This window comes from Paenibacillus phytorum (assembly GCF_013141715.1).
Taxonomy (GTDB): domain Bacteria; phylum Bacillota; class Bacilli; order Paenibacillales; family NBRC-103111; genus Paenibacillus_E; species Paenibacillus_E phytorum.
Map to the genome: position 1 here is coordinate 450,697 of NZ_WHOA01000241.1, position 16,893 is coordinate 467,589.

16 protein-coding genes are annotated in these 16,893 nt (G+C 43.0%); 14 read left to right on the forward strand and 2 right to left on the reverse strand.

What is annotated here, in order from left to right; translation table 11 throughout:
• Positions 1-195 precede the first annotated feature (195 nt).
• The 11 genes from rny (at position 196) to GC098_RS35380 (ending at position 11,099) form a co-directional block, all read left to right on the forward strand.
• On the forward strand, positions 196-1,737 hold the full coding sequence (gene rny / locus GC098_RS35330) for a ribonuclease Y (RefSeq protein WP_057301499.1): 1,542 nt from the start codon (positions 196-198) through the stop codon (positions 1,735-1,737).
• A gap of 116 nt (positions 1,738-1,853) precedes the next feature.
• The gene (locus GC098_RS35335; RefSeq protein ID WP_057301498.1) at positions 1,854-2,648 is read left to right on the forward strand and encodes a TIGR00282 family metallophosphoesterase; all 795 of its coding nucleotides are present in this window, start codon (positions 1,854-1,856) and stop codon (positions 2,646-2,648) included.
• A gap of 114 nt (positions 2,649-2,762) precedes the next feature.
• The gene (locus GC098_RS35340; RefSeq protein WP_028558349.1) at positions 2,763-3,023 is read left to right on the forward strand and encodes a stage V sporulation protein S; all 261 of its coding nucleotides are present in this window, start codon (positions 2,763-2,765) and stop codon (positions 3,021-3,023) included.
• A 125-nt stretch (positions 3,024-3,148) separates the two neighbouring features.
• The gene (locus GC098_RS35345; RefSeq protein WP_171648929.1) at positions 3,149-4,090 is read left to right on the forward strand and encodes a dipeptidase; all 942 of its coding nucleotides are present in this window, start codon (positions 3,149-3,151) and stop codon (positions 4,088-4,090) included.
• A gap of 205 nt (positions 4,091-4,295) precedes the next feature.
• On the forward strand, positions 4,296-6,044 hold the full coding sequence (locus tag GC098_RS35350; RefSeq protein WP_171648930.1) for a 2-oxoacid:acceptor oxidoreductase subunit alpha: 1,749 nt from the start codon (positions 4,296-4,298) through the stop codon (positions 6,042-6,044).
• Entirely contained in the window at positions 6,032-6,898 is an 867-nt protein-coding gene (locus tag GC098_RS35355; protein ID WP_056832779.1) for a 2-oxoacid:ferredoxin oxidoreductase subunit beta, read from the forward strand. Before GC098_RS35350 ends, GC098_RS35355 begins: the two co-directional genes overlap by 13 nt.
• 96 nt (positions 6,899-6,994) lie before the next feature.
• Complete coding sequence (pduL, locus tag GC098_RS35360; protein WP_171648932.1) at positions 6,995-7,564, forward strand: phosphate propanoyltransferase; 570 nt, start codon at positions 6,995-6,997, stop codon at positions 7,562-7,564.
• 203 nt (positions 7,565-7,767) lie between these two features.
• Positions 7,768-9,237 (forward strand): tRNA (N6-isopentenyl adenosine(37)-C2)-methylthiotransferase MiaB, encoded by a 1,470-nt coding sequence (gene miaB / locus GC098_RS35365; protein ID WP_312880547.1) that lies wholly within the window; start codon positions 7,768-7,770, stop codon positions 9,235-9,237.
• Positions 9,238-9,346: 109 nt separating this feature from the next.
• On the forward strand, positions 9,347-9,736 hold the full coding sequence (locus GC098_RS35370; protein WP_171649093.1) for a YlbF/YmcA family competence regulator: 390 nt from the start codon (positions 9,347-9,349) through the stop codon (positions 9,734-9,736).
• Between the two features lie 149 nt (positions 9,737-9,885).
• On the forward strand, positions 9,886-10,620 hold the full coding sequence (locus GC098_RS35375) for a phosphonate ABC transporter ATP-binding protein (RefSeq protein ID WP_171648936.1): 735 nt from the start codon (positions 9,886-9,888) through the stop codon (positions 10,618-10,620).
• Positions 10,617-11,099 carry a low molecular weight protein-tyrosine-phosphatase gene (locus GC098_RS35380; protein ID WP_171648938.1) on the forward strand — a complete coding sequence of 161 codons (483 nt, stop codon included), beginning with the start codon at positions 10,617-10,619 and terminating at the stop codon, positions 11,097-11,099. Before GC098_RS35375 ends, GC098_RS35380 begins: the two co-directional genes overlap by 4 nt.
• Positions 11,100-11,183: 84 nt before the next feature.
• Here the strand turns inward: GC098_RS35380 and GC098_RS35385 are convergent, their stop codons facing one another.
• Entirely contained in the window at positions 11,184-11,582 is a 399-nt protein-coding gene (locus GC098_RS35385; protein ID WP_171648940.1) for a hypothetical protein, read from the reverse strand.
• 89 nt (positions 11,583-11,671) lie between these two features.
• The gene (locus GC098_RS35390; protein ID WP_171648942.1) at positions 11,672-12,874 is read right to left on the reverse strand and encodes an ATP-binding protein; all 1,203 of its coding nucleotides are present in this window, start codon (positions 12,872-12,874) and stop codon (positions 11,672-11,674) included.
• Positions 12,875-13,136: 262 nt separating this feature from the next.
• Here GC098_RS35390 and GC098_RS35395 point away from each other — a divergent pair, with 262 nt between their 5' ends.
• The 3 genes from GC098_RS35395 to GC098_RS35405 all read left to right on the forward strand — a co-directional run bounded on the left by GC098_RS35395 (position 13,137) and on the right by GC098_RS35405 (position 16,782).
• Positions 13,137-13,319 (forward strand): hypothetical protein, encoded by a 183-nt coding sequence (locus GC098_RS35395; RefSeq protein WP_171648944.1) that lies wholly within the window; start codon positions 13,137-13,139, stop codon positions 13,317-13,319.
• Positions 13,320-13,433: 114 nt separating this feature from the next.
• A complete protein-coding gene (locus GC098_RS35400) occupies positions 13,434-14,444 on the forward strand; it encodes a 2-oxoacid:acceptor oxidoreductase family protein (RefSeq protein ID WP_171648946.1) in 1,011 nt (336 codons plus the stop codon).
• Between the two features lie 34 nt (positions 14,445-14,478).
• Entirely contained in the window at positions 14,479-16,782 is a 2,304-nt protein-coding gene (locus GC098_RS35405; protein WP_171648948.1) for a thiamine pyrophosphate-dependent enzyme, read from the forward strand.
• Positions 16,783-16,893: the final 111 nt, after the last annotated feature.

The following is a 16,893-nucleotide window of genomic DNA, read 5'->3' on the forward strand; positions in this document are numbered from 1 at the left end:
CCGCCAATTTTTACACTGTTGATTATGGATTATTAGCACTATAGTGCCTCTAACGCACGGTGCGCATTCATTTAAAAGCCATACTCTTTATTAAGTAGGGTATGTATGACTAGTCAAACAATTAAAAATCGGATTAAACAACCGAAGGGAATCCCAGGCTAACACCTTGGAGAAACCAACGAGGAGGTGAACAAGATGATGCCATTCATCTGGATCGCGATCATTCTCATTGTTGGAGCTGCATGCTTAGGGATTGGTTATTTTATCCGTAAATCTCTTGCAGAAGCGAAAATTTCCAGTGCTGAAACAGCCGCTGAACAGATTAGAGAATCTGCCAAGAAGGAAGCAGAAGCACTGAAAAAAGAAACGGTTCTGGAAGCAAAGGACGAAGTGCATAAACTGAGGTCCGAAGCTGAAAAAGACATTCGTGAACGTCGAAATGAAATTCAACGACAAGAAAGACGATTGTTGCAAAAAGAGGAATCGCTGGATAAAAAATTAGAATCTCTCGAGCGTAAAGAAGAGCAAGTTGCCAACAAAGAGAAGCGGATCGAGGATACACAATCACAAATTGATCAGCTTTATAAAAGCCAAGTTTCGGAGTTAGAGCGAATTTCTGGTCTTACAATGGATGAAGCTAAGAGTATCATTCTTACAAATGTAGAACAGGAAGTTCGTCACGAAACCGCACAGCTTATTAAAGAAATCGAACAGCAAGCCAAAGAAGAAGGCGATAAGAAAGCCCGTGAAATCATCACGCTCGCCATTCAACGTTGTGCTGCAGATCATGTTGCTGAAACAACCGTTTCAGTTGTATCACTGCCAAATGAAGAAATGAAAGGCCGAATCATCGGTCGTGAAGGACGTAATATTCGCGCACTGGAAACATTGACGGGTATCGACCTTATTATTGATGATACGCCAGAAGCAGTTATTTTATCAGGATTTGATCCAATCCGACGCGAAATTGCTCGCACATCTTTAGAAAAGCTTGTTGCTGATGGACGTATTCATCCAGCACGCATTGAAGAGATGGTCGAGAAATCCCGTAAAGAAGTGGACGAACGTATCCGCGAATATGGGGAGCAAGCCACGTTTGAGGTTGGTGTACACGGATTGCATCCTGACTTGATCAAAATTTTGGGTCGCTTAAAATTCAGAACAAGTTACGGTCAAAACGTGTTGAAACATTCCATGGAAGTAGCTTATCTGGCTGGTCTGATGGCCGGGGAGCTCGGGGTAGACGTAACTTTGGCGAAACGTGCCGGGCTGCTTCATGACATCGGTAAGGCGCTAGACCACGAGGTTGAAGGATCTCATGTGGAAATCGGTGTTGAGATTGGTAAGAAGTACAAGGAGCATCCAGTCGTTATTAATAGTATTGCTTCGCATCACGGTGACGTGGAAGCAACCTCTGTTATTGCGATGTTAGTAGGAGCTGCAGATGCTTTATCCGCAGCAAGACCTGGAGCACGCAGAGAGACACTCGAAACGTATATTAAACGTCTGGAGAAACTTGAAGAAATTTCGGAATCCTTCGAAGGTGTTGAGAAATCATACGCCATTCAAGCAGGTCGCGAAGTACGTGTAATGGTTCAGCCGGAGAAAGTGGATGATACCGAGGCGTTCCGTCTAGCCCGCGATATTACGAAGAAAATCGAGAGTGAACTCGATTATCCAGGACATATTAAGGTTACGGTCATTCGTGAAACAAGGGCTGTTGAATACGCTAAATAAGATACCAATGCGAAAAGTGGCTATTATAGCCACTTTTCCTTATTTTCAGGCTGGTCATTAAATACATCAATTGCTCGCCTTTGCATCTAGTGTTTATAAAGGAGCTATAATTTGTTATGAAAATAGTATTTATTGGAGATATTGTAGGATCTGTTGGAAGAAAAGCGTTAAAAAATATTATGCCTAGATTAAAACAAGCTCATCCTCACGCAGTGTTCATTGCTAATGGTGAGAATGCTGCTGCAGGGAAAGGTATTACATCGGCTATTGCTAAAGAAATCTATGAGATGGGCATTCAGGCTCTGACGATGGGTAATCATACATGGGATCAGAAAGAGATTTTTGATTTCATTGATCGTGACGAGAAGATGGTTCGACCCGCTAACTTTCCTCCTGGAACACCGGGTAGAGGACATACGGTCATTAAGGTCAAGGATCAGGAATTACTGATTATTAATTTGCAAGGACGCACATTCTTACCGCCGATTGATTGCCCATTTCGTAAAGTGGACGAAATTCTTGAAGCGGATAAGAAGAAACATAAATTTGTATTTGTCGATTTCCATGCGGAAGCAACCTCTGAGAAAATTGCGATGGGTTGGCATTTGGATGGTAAAGTGTCAGCAGTTGTCGGTACTCATACACATGTACAAACGAATGATAACCGTGTTTTGCCGCAAGGAACAGCTTATGTAACCGATGTAGGGATGGTAGGGCCGCGTGATGGTATTCTAGGCGTTGAACGTAATGCTGTACTGCAAAAGTTCAAAACACAGCTTCCAGTTCGATTCGTAACGGATGAAGGCAAATGGCATTTCCATGCTGTTGTGATTGAATTGAACGATCAGACAGGTTTGGCAAAAGGAATTAACCTTATCCGTTATGATGAAGATCAAGTTTTCATGGATTAGCAGATAATTCCAAATATTGCGAACTTTTAAATTGGATACGATAGCATGTTTGTTCAACCTTGAGAATATGATGGGTAATGGAATCTATCCATCATTCCCGAGGAGGTACTATTCATGGATGTATTAAAAGTTTCAGCAAAGTCCAATCCAAACTCCGTAGCAGGTGCATTGGCAGGTGTTCTGCGTGAGCGTGGAGCTGCTGAGCTCCAAGCTATAGGTGCAGGCGCCTTAAACCAAGCCATCAAAGCAGTAGCTATCGCAAGAGGATTTGTCGCGCCCAGTGGAGTTGACTTAATTTGTGTACCAGCCTTCACAGACATCGTGATTGACGGGGAAGATCGGACGGCCATTAAACTTATTGTAGAGCCAAGGTAATAAACCGTACCATACTAAAATACCTAGCCTGTTTACCTAGTAGACAGGTTTTTCACAATTCCTATCAAACCTCTGCTTAGGGGTTTTTGTGTTGTCTAGATGATGGTGTATAGGAGGCTGCTAGGATGAGAATAATGGATGGTCACTGCGATGCGCTTACGAAATTGTATATGAACCCCAAACTGGACTTCGATAAGGAAGAACAGGAGTTGGATGTTAGTTATCCAAGGCTTAAGCAAGCGGGTGTAAAAGTTCAGTGTTTTGCCATCTATTTATCGGACTCCATTCAGCAGCCTACATTCGAACATATTTTGCAAATGGTTGATTTATTTCATCGAAAAATTGTTCGTCATCCTGGGATGAAATTTATTCAGAATGTAGATGACTGGCGTGCTGTCGAAGCGGGGGAACAGATTGGAGCTATTCTCACTCTTGAAGGATTAGATGCTTTAGCTGGTAACATGACGCATTTAAGGATTCTTCACCACCTTGGTGTTAGAAGTATTGGATTGACCTGGAACTATGCAAATTGGGCTGCAGATGGTGTTATGGAGCCGCGTAAAAGTGGTTTTACAAGAAAAGGCAAACTGATGTTAAAAGAATTAGAAACTATGGGTATAATAGTAGATGTATCACATTTATCAGTTGCGGCGTTCTGGGAATTGGTTGAGGTGTATGCTAAACCATTCATTGCATCCCATTCGAATGCTCAAAAAGTTTGTCCTCATCCAAGAAATTTATCAGATGATCAAATCAAAGCTATCATCCAGTGTCAAGGACTGATCGGGATTACGTTTGTTCCTTACTTTGTAGATAGCGCTAATTTAGCTGTTCCCATTACGGCACTGCTAAAGCATATTGATCATGTTTGTTCATTGGGTGGGGAAAGGCATATTGGCTTTGGATCGGATTTTGATGGGATTGAGCAATGGATGAAAGGTTTGAGACATGTCGGTCAATACGGAAATATAATAGAAGCTTTATGTAAAAACTATAAGGAAACACAAGTGGAGGCATTCCTCTATGGAAATTGGCGGAATTTCATGCTCACCAATCTTCCGAAATGAAAGTTGGGAATCATTCTAATATTGATATGGATTCGATCTAAAAACTCTATGTTTTAGAATCGTTTAAACCCCTTGCAATTTGCTCTGTAAAGGCATAGAATTTGGATGACAAGTGAAAGAAAATTTTTATAGCGTCATCTTAAATTTCTACAAATTAGCTTTTTTAGATCTTCATGCAGCTACAATCAAAAGGAGTGGACGTACGGTGATTAGTCAGTTATCTTGGAAAATCGGAGGTCAGCAGGGTGAAGGGGTCGAAAGTACAGACCGTATTTTCTCTACTGCATTGAACCGTCTCGGTTACTATTTGTATGGGTACCGTCATTTCTCTTCACGGATTAAGGGGGGACATACAAATAACAAGATTCGCATCAGCACCAAGCCGATTCGCGCAATTTCAGACGACTTAGATATTCTTGTTGCTTTTGACCAAGAGAGTATCGATTTCAACGCACACGAACTTCGCGACAATGGTGTCATCGTTGCGGATGCTAAATTTAACCCTGTTTTACCTGAAGGAATCAAAGCTAGATTGTTCCCAGTACCGATCACTGCAATCGCAGAGGAGTTAGGAACTTCCCTATTTAAGAACATGGCCGCGTCAGGCGCTTCATGGGCTCTACTTGGCTTGCCGATTGACGTGTTTAATAAAGCTGTTGAAGAAGAATTTGGCCGTAAAGGCGCAGCCGTTGTTGAGAAGAATATTGAAGCGGTTCGTAAAGGTGCGGAATCTGTACTTGAACTCGCTGGCGGACCTATCGCTGACTTCCAACTTGAGCCTGCTGACGGACAACAAAAATTGTTCATGATCGGTAATGATGCAATCGCTCTTGGAGCTGTTGCTGCAGGTTGCCGCTTCATGCCTGCTTATCCAATTACACCAGCATCCGAAGTTATGGAATATTTGCAAAAAGCACTTCCTAAATTGGGTGGAACTGTTATTCAAACGGAAGATGAAATTGCAGCATGTACAATGGCTATCGGCGCTAACTACGCAGGTGCTCGTGCACTAACAGCTTCTGCTGGTCCTGGTCTATCTTTGATGATGGAAGCCATTGGTCTGGCTGGTATGACTGAAACGCCTGTTGTTATCGTAGATACACAACGTGGTGGTCCAAGTACGGGTCTTCCAACGAAACAAGAGCAATCCGACTTGAATGCCATGGTATACGGTACACACGGTGAAATCCCGAAAATCGTTCTATCCCCAAGCACGATTGAAGAATGCTTCTATGATACGATTGAAGCTTTCAACCTTGCTGAGAAATATCAAGTTCCAGTCATTCTGATGACGGACCTACAGCTTTCCCTGGGTAAACAATCTGCAGAGATGCTAGATTACAACCGCATTGTGATTGACCGCGGAGCGCTAGTATCAGAAGCTCCTGAACAAGAAGCGAATCAATTGTTCAAACGTTATGAGTTCACTGAGAACGGTGTTTCACCACGTGTTATTCCTGGCGTGAAGCATGGTATTCACCATGTTACAGGTGTTGAGCATGACCAAACAGGTCGTCCTTCGGAAAGCACTGAAAACCGTCAACGTATGATGGATAAGCGTCTTGAGAAGCTGAAACACATTCAAGTAACAGATGCTATTAAATTCGACGCACCTCATGAGAATCCAGATCTTCTTATTATCGGAATGGGTTCGACTGGTGGAACGATTGATGAAGCAAGAAGCCGCGTTGAACTCGAAGGAATTAAGACAAATCACGCTACAGTGCGTTTGATTCATCCGTTCCCTGCAGAGCAGCTTAGACCTCTTGTTGAAAAAGCGAAAACAGTAATCGTTGTTGAAAACAACGCAACTGGACAATTAGCAGATCAAATTAAACTGCATGTTGGTCATGCAGATAAAATTAAAAACGTACTTAAATACAACGGTAACCCGTTCTTGCCAGCAGAAATTGAACAAAAATGTAAGGAGTTGACTTTAGCATGGCAACATTAAAAGACTTTCGTAACAATGTAAAGCCAAACTGGTGTCCAGGTTGCGGAGACTTCTCCGTACAAGCGGCAATTCAGCGTGCAGCAGCTAATGTTGGTTTAGAGCCTGAAGGTTTAGCAATCGTATCTGGTATCGGCTGTTCCGGTCGTATCTCTGGCTACATCAATGCTTATGGTTTCCACGGTATTCACGGTAGATCTTTGCCAATCGCACAAGGTGTGAAAATGGCTAACCGCGATTTGACTGTTATCGCTTCAGGCGGTGACGGCGACGGCTTCGCAATCGGTATGGGACATACTGTACATGCGATTCGTCGTAACATTGATGTAACGTACATCGTTATGGATAACCAAATCTACGGTTTGACAAAAGGTCAAGCATCCCCACGTAGTGCGGAAGGTTTCAAAACGAAAAGCGTTCCATCAGGTACAATTGAGTCTGCGATCTCACCTTTAGAAGTTGCGATGGCTGCCGGTGCTTCTTTCGTAGCACAATCGTTCTCCAGTAACTTGAAACAGTTAACGGCTGTTATCGAAGCTGGTTTGAATCACAAAGGTTTCTCTTTGATTAACGTATTTAGCCCATGCGTAACTTTCAATAAAGTAAACACGTATGACTGGTTCAAAGAGAACATCGTGGATCTGGATGAAATTCCTGACTATGATTATACAAACCGTGTGATGGCAATGACCAAAATCATGGAAACAAACTCCATGTTGACGGGTATTATCTATCAAAACAAAGAGAAAAAGAGCTATGAAGATTCCATTCCAAGCTTTGCTAAAGAAGGACTTGCGAAACAAGACCTTAAGCTTTCAGAAGCTGATTTCAGCAAAATGCTTACTGAATTCAAATAATAGTTATACCTTGAGGGCATATGGAGATTTTCCGTATGCCTTTTTTGCTGAGCGGCAATACTGGCTACTATCACAAAAAGGTAAAGGATGGTTACTATGAAAACAGTCCCGGTAGGGGTTTCAGCTAGACATATACATCTATCTCACGCTCATATCGATATTTTATTTGGTCAGGGATATGAATTGACGACGTTTAAGGATCTATCACAACCAGGACAATTTGCGGCTCAAGAAACGGTAACGATTGTTGGACCAAAATGTAAGATCGAGAAAGTACGTATTCTTGGACCCGCCCGTCCAAGTACACAAATCGAGGTATCACGAACGGATGCTTTTTCTTTAGGGATAAACCCGCCGGTACGTGAATCCGGACAGATAGAACACACTCCTGGCCTCCGAGTCATTGGTCCAAAGGGAGAGGTAGATTTGGAGCATGGCGTAATAGTCGCGGCAAGACATATTCACTTTCATACTTCGGATGCTGAGAAATGGGGCATTCAAGATAAACAACTTCTGCGTGTCAAAGTGAATGGAGAACGGCCATTGATTTTCGAAAATGTCATTGCGCGTGTATCTGATCATTATGCATTAGACATGCACATTGACACGGATGAGGGGAATGCTGCTGGTGTGAAAACTGGCGATTTAGCTGAACTAATTGATTAATTCTGTAAGTAAATATTCATATATATGTTAATTTCCTTTTGTACTATGTAGGCTTGAGATGTTATAATAAAAGTTGCGTCAGTTTACCACAGCAAAACTCAGTCGACTTATGCAGAAATGTTTTCTACGAAAACTCTGCTTATGCTTACGAAGTTAGTTTTGCTAAAGCAAAACTTTTAGGAGGAAAGAAATTGGCTAACCAAGTGAAATCCGACAAGGATTATTCCCAATATTTTCAGCCTCCTTCACTGACAGATGCAAAGAAGCGCGGAAAAGAAGAGATCGCCGTACACTATGACTTCACCATTCCTGAGGACATGCAGGAGTTCGGCAAAGATAAATATTATTTGATTCGCACTTACGGATGTCAGATGAATGAGCATGATACAGAAGTAATGAAGGGTTTACTCGAGCAAATGGGCTATCAAACGACAGAGGACAAGTACCAAGCAGATGTTATACTGCTCAACACTTGTGCGATTCGGGAGAATGCCGAAGATAAGGTGTTCGGTGAGCTCGGCCATTTAAAGGCACTGAAAGCACAGAAACCAGGCCTTGTTCTTGGTGTTTGTGGTTGTATGTCGCAGGAGGAAGCGGTCGTGAATCGAATTATGCAAAAGCATGCTTTTGTAGATTTGATATTCGGAACGCACAATATTCATCGACTTCCGACATTATTGAAGGATGCCTTCTATAATAAGGAAATGGTCGTTGAGGTATGGTCCAAAGAAGGCGATATCGTTGAGAATTTACCAAAAAAACGTGAAGGAATCCGTGCTTGGGTGAACATCATGTTCGGTTGCGATAAGTTCTGTACATATTGTATTGTTCCTTATACGCGGGGTAAAGAGAGAAGTCGCCGACCACAAGACGTGCTTGCTGAGGTTAGAGACTTGGCTCGACAAGGGTTTCAGGAAATTACGCTGCTTGGACAGAATGTCAATGCCTATGGTAAAGACTTTGAGGATATTACGTATTCATTCGCTGATTTGATGGATGATATTCGTAAAATTGATGTGCCACGTATTCGCTTTACTACATCGCATCCAAGAGATTTTGATGATCGCTTGATTGAAGTACTAGGTAAACGCGGTAATCTTGTAGAGCATATACATCTACCAGTTCAATCGGGCAATACCGAGGTTTTGAAAAGAATGAGCAGAAAATATTCCAGAGATCATTATTTACAACTGGCCCGTAAAATTAAAGAAACGATGCCCGATGTCGTTCTGACAACAGATATTATTGTTGGTTTTCCAGGTGAAACGGATGAGCAGTTCGATGAGACCATGTCTCTTTATGAGGAAGTAGGCTTCGATTTCGCGTTTACATTTATTTATTCGCCGCGAGAAGGTACGCCTGCTGCCGATATGGAAGACAATGTACTAATGGAAGTAAAGAAACAACGTCTTTATCGCTTGAATGAGCTAGTAAATAAACACAGTAAAGCGAGCAACGAGAGATTGTTAGGGCAGACCGTTGAAGTGCTTGTTGAAGGCGAAAGCAAGAATAATGCTGATGTACTAGCTGGTCGCACGCGGACGAACAAATTGATCCATTTTACTGGCGACAAGTCTTTAGTTGGTCAAATGGTTGAAGTGGAAGTGACGCATGCACAAACTTGGATTTTGAAGGGTGAGATTGTACACAAACCCATGAAAATGTCCATTTAATTTGAAGCTGAAACTGATAGGAGCGTGTTTAGAAGTGTCTCAATGTGATCACAAACATAACGATAATGAGCCTCATGCTTTTAAAGTAGAGGAGTTTACAAATACGGAAATGATCGTACGCGAAGATATTTTAACCAAAGCCAAGGAATTGGCTGAATTGTTAACGACTTCGAATGAGGTGCAGTTTTATCAAAAGGCTGAGAAGCAAATCGCTACGAATCCTGATATTCAAGTGCTAATTGGTGCGATCAAAAAGAAACAGAAGGAAGTCGTTGCTTTCGAGACTTTCCAAAATGCTAAAATGATCGAGAAAATTGAGAATGAGATTGAAGTGCTGCAGGATCAATTAGATGAGATTCCGATTGTGAATGAATTCAAGCAAACACAAGAGGACATCAACTATTTATTGCAGCTTGTTATGTCGGTCATTCGTGATACGATTTCGGATAAAATTAATGTAGAAGCAGGCGCGGCGGAAGCTCCGACATCTTGCGATTAAGATAACATCCATTGGGAATTAGAAAATCGCCCTCTACTCAGGCTTATCGCTTGAAATGAGTGGCGATTTTTTCCCAAAAGATCAGCTTATGAAATGAGTCTTTCTATCGGAAAGACGGAAGAATAGACTTACTCGAAGGAGACATTGCCATGCTTACAGTTCGTAATTTAAGTAAAGTATATCCTCCGGACAATGAGGTACTTTCACAAGTGAGCTTTCAAGTAGATGAAGGCGAATTCATTGCGGTTATTGGGAGTAGCGGAAGTGGGAAAACCACATTATTGCGCTGTATAAGTCATCAAGAGAAATGGACTAGCGGTCAGCTGATTTATAACTCCAATGATATCTCGAAGCCAGGTCCATTCGAACGCTTCAAGTTAGGTAGAGATTTCGCATTTCTTGAAGAAAAGCCTGCTTTGAATCGAAATAAAAGCGCTGTCAAAAATGTCATGATGGGTCGTGTCTATCAAACACCTCTGCGTATTTTGACTGGGATGACTTCAAGAGATGAGCATGTGGACAGCATGGATTATTTGGAAAAAGTGGGTTTGCTTGATAAGGGAGAGAAGAAGGTTGGTCAGCTAAGCGGCGGTGAGCAGCAGCGCGTTGCTATTGCTAAAGCGCTTATACTAGGACCAAAGGTGCTTGTCGCCGATGAACCTGTGTCTGGTCTTGATCCGAAATCTACGGAATATATCTTGCAGGATTTGAAATCGCTTTGCAAAGATCGAAATATGAGCGTCATTGCTACTCTACACCAAGTTGAACTTGCGGAGAGATTTGCCACACGTATTTGGGGACTTTCTGAAGGTAAAATTGTGCTGGATATTCCGGCAAGGTCGCTCACCATGCGTGAAAAAAAGCTCATCTTTGGTGAAGTATGATCCAGGTCTTATTCGTTTGCTTAGGAAATATTTGTCGGTCCCCCATGGCTGAAGCGGTTTTTCGTCATCAGGTTAAAGAAGCGGGTCTCGATGCTGTAATTGCTATTGATTCTGCCGGAACTGGTGACTGGCACATTGGACATCCCCCACATCAAGGCACTCGGGACATATTGGATCAGTATCAGATTAAACATGAGGGACTAAAAGCAAGGCAAGTTAGGTCCAATGACTTTATTCAATATACATATATCATTGCGATGGATGCGAGCAATGTAACTAATCTGGCATCGTTTGCACCTGATTTCGTTGAAGGTGAAAAACGAGCTGCTATTCATAAATTGCTGGATTTTTCACCTGATCGCTCCAATAAAGATGTTCCAGACCCTTATTACACGGGTGATTTTCAAGAGGTGTACGAGATGGTCGATGAGAGCTGCGAACGCTTACTAGCCTTTATCATCGAGAAAGAAAAGCTGTAAGATGATCTCTTATGAAATAAAAAAAGCAAGGGTGAGAAAAGAAAAAGATTCTTTTCACCCTTGCTTTTTTGTTGTGGAGGAGTTCTAAAATATAGTTATACCGATGCGCTGCATATATTCAGATATGGCTTTGAGCATACTCGGATGGATGGGAATAATGACATCGGTTGGCCCTATTTCGAACAGCCCGCTGCGGTTATGGACGGTAGCTGCTTGGACATAAATGCGGAAGTAATCAGAACCAGGTGCTACATGGGTGAATTCTCGATTGGCTGATCGCGAGTTTACGAAGGTGACGGCTTTGAGAGCTGAATGATCGTATGGAATAATGCTAATTATATGAACCAACTTGAAATAATAATTAATGTGAGGTTTGTGAAGGATCAACTCTTTGGAAGAGACAGTAAGACCGAAATCCCTCTTTTTATGCGACATTTTCAAGTCGCCCTCAAGTGATTTAATCGGAATGAAATCAGAATTCATAGTAAAGCCCTCCTTACCAGTCATGATGATCGCTTGTCTTAACAGAATAGCACAGATCATCAAGTATGTTAATGGAGGGCGCTGGGTGCTCACTTTTGCTGAAATAAAATGGAGCATTGCGTGCCTTGGTTTAAATTGCTGGAGAAGGAGATTTTTCCGTTCATCATTTTGATAATACTCATGACCACGACGAGCCCAAGTCCAGTACCTTGTGCTTTGGTCGTGTAGAAAGGCTTACCGAGCGAATTTAATTGCTGCTTACTCATTCCAACACCAGTGTCAGAAATAGAAATTTGTACAGCATTAGGCAGCTTACAGGTACTTAATGATATTTTACCGCCGTTAGGCATGGACTCAATCGCATTTTTAACAAGATTCATCAAGCATTGGCGCAGCTTTTTGGATTCTCCTAGGATGTAAAGGGGATCTTCATTTTCATGATTAATATGGATAGCGACCTGGTGATCTGTAGCAAATGGCGTGATGAAACGCAGCATGGCTTCTATCTCTTCTTTGAGTTCTAATTGTTCCTGTAAGTTAGATGACGGCTTGGCATAGTTTAAGTAATCACCCAGGATGGCGTTTGCTTGATCCACACCCGACAACGCAAGGTCGACATACCGTTTGTGATCGTTGAAGGATAGCTCTTTCTGATCCAGCAACTGAAGAAAGCCTCTTGTCGATGTGAGAGGATTACGTATTTCATGAGAAATGGTGGCTGCAAACTGGCCGAGCATTCGATCCTTTTCCAATGCGACAAGTCTCTGTTTGTGAATCTCATGCTTTTTCACAAAAAATTGTAAGTATGTAATCATCCAAAGAGAGAAAAAGGAAAAAATTACGGTGTATGCAGCATACAAAGTAATAGGAGATTGTATGTTCAGCGTTAATAGCGCATACAATACTTCGTACACGAGCAGCATACCCGTTGCATAAGTTAATTTCATCTTAAGTGTAGGTTGATTTGTTATATTTCTGAAGAGCAATCCACCTAATAATAATAAAACAGCACTGCTTATTAGAGCGGGTTGCCAATAGTAATTCAGCACGACCATACAACCTATGTTAAATAAGGTCCAGGTAATAAAAGCTGGAATAAATCCGATAAACAGAATCACAGCAATCAAGCTGATCGGAAACAAATGGAGGGAATAAATTAAGGGATCAATGTCTTCAAATTTCCAGTACAAAAAGATGAGTACGATTAAAACTATTGTGAATAGAAATCTACGCTGATATTCTTTGTAAATGAAAATAGGGGTAAGAACTAGATGGATTAATATAGCACTCATGATGTAGAAGAGACCATGTAGTTCATTGGAAATGATTGAATGGAGCAAATGAAATGCCATCCTTTCCGATGTACGACAGTATCTTTTTTATTTCTACATTATCTCACAAAAACTGACCTTATCAAGGGAAATGGGTCATTTAGAATGCTAAAGATTTGATAAAGACTTATGGTGTTATTCCTATAAACCGCTGTATAATAAAGAAACATGAAGATGCAAGCGTTTACAATCTAAGTTGGTTGTCAAACAAGGAGAGATGAGGATGCGGATGCGGTCGTGCTCACAGGTTTGCGGTGTTGTCTTTAATCCGATTGATGATGATTATGTGGACGTATGTGAGGATTGTGAGGATGCCGATAAAGATAATTTTGCTCAAGAAGAGAATATAGGGCCGAGAAGTTACTATTTGGGAGGGTGCGGCCTCATTATTGATTATTTACTATGAATGGACCCTTTTAAAAAAAGGTTGATTACCAGAGATTTCTTGTTACAATGAGAGTAGATTTACTATTCATACTATTCATTATTTATGCAGTTCATTTTTGAAAGGAGACCTGGCATGGTAACTTTACCTAAATTGAACGATCTCGGTTTTTTTGAGATTAGACTGGAATCCATCGGTGGGCTCGGCGCGAATCTAGCGGGTAAGATGCTGGCGGAAGCGGGAGTCGTTGGGGTGGGTTTGAACGGGGTTAGCTTTTCTTCCTATGGTTCAGAAAAGAAAGGATCGGCAGTGAAAGCACATATAAGGTTTTGTGACATGGATACGAGAATTCGGGATACATCACCGGTCGAACGACCGCATGTTGTGGGTGTTTTTCACGAATCGCTTTCCAAAACTGTAAACGTTATCAGTGGCATCTATGAAGATAGTACAGTACTTGTAAATTCGACAAAAACACCAGATGAATTGAAGGAAAAGATGAAGCTCCGGGGCGGTACCATTGCAGTTATCGATGCAATTGGAATCTCATTAGAAGAGAAGAATCGCGTGAATATGGCGATGCTTGGTGCGCTATTCCGGTTGTGTGATTTCCTTGATCCAGATGTCATGAGAGGCGTTATTCGTAAATCGTTAGAAAAGAAATATCCGCTTGCTGTTGCACCAGCCCTACGAACGTTTGACCGTGGTTACGATGAAGTTAAGTTCCAAACGTATGCGCTTCCAGAAGGGGAGACGATGCCCGATTTCGTTCGTTTCGATACGCCAGTCCTTGGTTATGAAACACAGTCCATTGGGGGCGTCATTACGAATCCTGGGAACAGCATTCTGAAAGATTTAAGTATTTCACGTGCGGGGATGATGCCGCATTTCCATGAAGATAAATGTATTCACTGTGCCTCCTGCGATAACGTGTGTCCGGATTTCTGTTTCGTTTGGGATGAACTACCCGACAAGAAGGGGCGTCCTCAAATGTTCTTACAGGGGATCGACTATCAATACTGCAAAGGTTGTCTTAAATGTGTACAGGCTTGTCCGACCGAAGCGCTCACTAATGAGCGGGAAGAAGATGGTTATGCGGACTTAAATCGCATGCCGCATCGATTCAATCTAGCTATAAACTCTTAGAGAGAATTTATGGGAGAAGGGTGGAACTACTCGCATGTCCATTGATATCAAAAAGGAATTAGGGCAAGCCAAGGTCGAGCAGCGCATTGTATATGAATCAGGTAACGAGATGGCGGCTTATGCGGCTCATCAAATTAATTATCATGTTATGGGATACTTTCCGATATCTCCATCTACGGAGGTTGCGCAATTTCTTGATCTAATGAAGTCCAATGGACAGCATGATATCGTGCTCATTCCAGCAGACGGTGAACATGGTTCGGCAGGCATTTGTTATGGCGCATCAACTGCTGGCGGCCGCGTATTTAACGCGACAAGCGCCAACGGTTATTTGTACATGTTGGAACAAATGCCGGTACAATCTGGGACACGCTTTCCCATGGTGATGAACTTGGTATGCCGCTCCGTATCCGGACCCTTGAATATTCATGGGGATCACTCTGACTTGTACTATGCTTTAAATACGGGATGGCCGATTGTGATGTGTCGGGACCCGCAAGCGGTCTATGACATGAATATCATAGCTTTAAAGCTAGCTGAAGATCCGGAAGTTCGATTGCCGGTTTTGGTTGCTTCGGACGGTTATTTCACGTCTCACCAAAAGCGTAGAGTACAAACGTTCGCGCATCGTGAGGATGTGCATGCTTTCGTAGGTGAGAAGCCACAGGGCTTCCCGGATACGCTGGATCGTGATAATCCGATCACCGTAGGTCCTTATATGAATGAGCCGGATTATATTAATAACTGCTACCAGCAGTCCATGGCCATGTACAACGCTGAAGGTGTTTATGATCGTATACGGCAGGAATACGCTGAGTTGACAGGCCGTGATTATCCGATTCTTGAGCTATATCGGATGGAGGACGCGGAAGTCGCCGTGTTCTTGATGAATTCGGCTTCCGAAATCATCAAGGACGTCGTCGACCAACTCCGCGAGAAGGGCATTAAAGCCGGATCGATCGCGCCAAACATCATCCGTCCATTCCCAGCAAAGCAGATTGCTGAAGCTTTGCAGAATGTGAAGGCGATCACCGTTGGCGATCGCGCGGATTCCTATGGCGGCCATGGCGGCAATATGGTCAACGAAATTAAAGCGGCGCTGTTCACACATGGGAACAGAGATACGCTTGTCATAAGCCGAATCTACGGCTTAGGTGGCAAGGACTTTTATGCCGAAGACGGGCATAGTTTGTTCCAATTTGCCATTGACGCTGTACAAAGCGGCAAGGTGGAAGTTCCCTTCGATTACTACGGCCACACGCCAGGTGATCCTTCGAAAGCGCCGAAGCGGGTGTTGACGCCGATGAAGTATGAGGATTTGAAGACGGGACTCATCACGGTAACGCCGGATGAGAACACGGGCAAGCTGAATGTGCGTATCCCGCCTTTACGTGCATTGACGAAGAAACCGAAGCGTATTGCTCCGGGGCATGGCGCATGTCCAGGCTGCGGCATTTTCTCCGGCTTGGAGCTGTTTTTCAAAGGGATTGAAGGCGATATTGTCTCGATCTTCCATACAGGCTGTGCGATGGTTGTAACGACGGGTTATCCGTATTCGGCTCACAAAGCGACATATATTCATAACCTGTTCCAGAACGGCGCAGCGACCCTCTCAGGAGTTGTGGAGATGTTCTGGGAGCGCAAGCGTCGTGGCGAACTCGACCATTTGGGTCTGAAGGACGATTTCACCTTCGTGATGATCACTGGTGATGGCGGAATGGATATTGGGATGGGGCCCGCGATCGGAGCGGCTTTGCGCAATCATAAAATGATTATTCTCGAGTACGATAACGAGGGATATATGAACACGGGTGCTCAGTTGTCTTATTCGACGCCAATGGGTCATCGTACATCGACTTCGAACGTTGGGAAGCATCAAGGTGGTAAAGTGTTCCATCACAAGGATACAGCCCAAATTATGGCCGCTACCCATATTCCATATGTATTTACGGGGTCGGAAGCGTATCCGCAGGATCTTGTGAAGAAGGCCGCGAAAGCACAATGGTACGCCCAAAATGAGGGCTTGGTGTATGGGAAAATTCTCATTGCCTGTCCATTGAACTGGCTGTCAGATGACCAGGAAGGCTCCAATATCGTCGGAGCTGCAGTAGATTCCTGCTTCTTCCCGCTCTATGAAGTGGAGCACGGGGTTACGTCCATCACGTATAATCCGGAGGATAAGAGCAAGAAGATTCCACTATCGGATTGGCTCAAGACGATGGGGAAAACGAAGCATATGACGAAGCCTGAATATGAGGGTTCCCTGAAATCGTTCGAAACGGAAGTCGAACGTCGTTGGAATATGTTAAAAGCCAAACATGAGAATGCTTATTTATAAGTCGTCATCATGAGAAAACCTTTATCGAGGCCATTCAAAGATGAGCGACCGCGTTTAGATGTAGGTTTTATCGTCAATAACAAAGCGGTTTTCGGAAACCGAAAACTTATA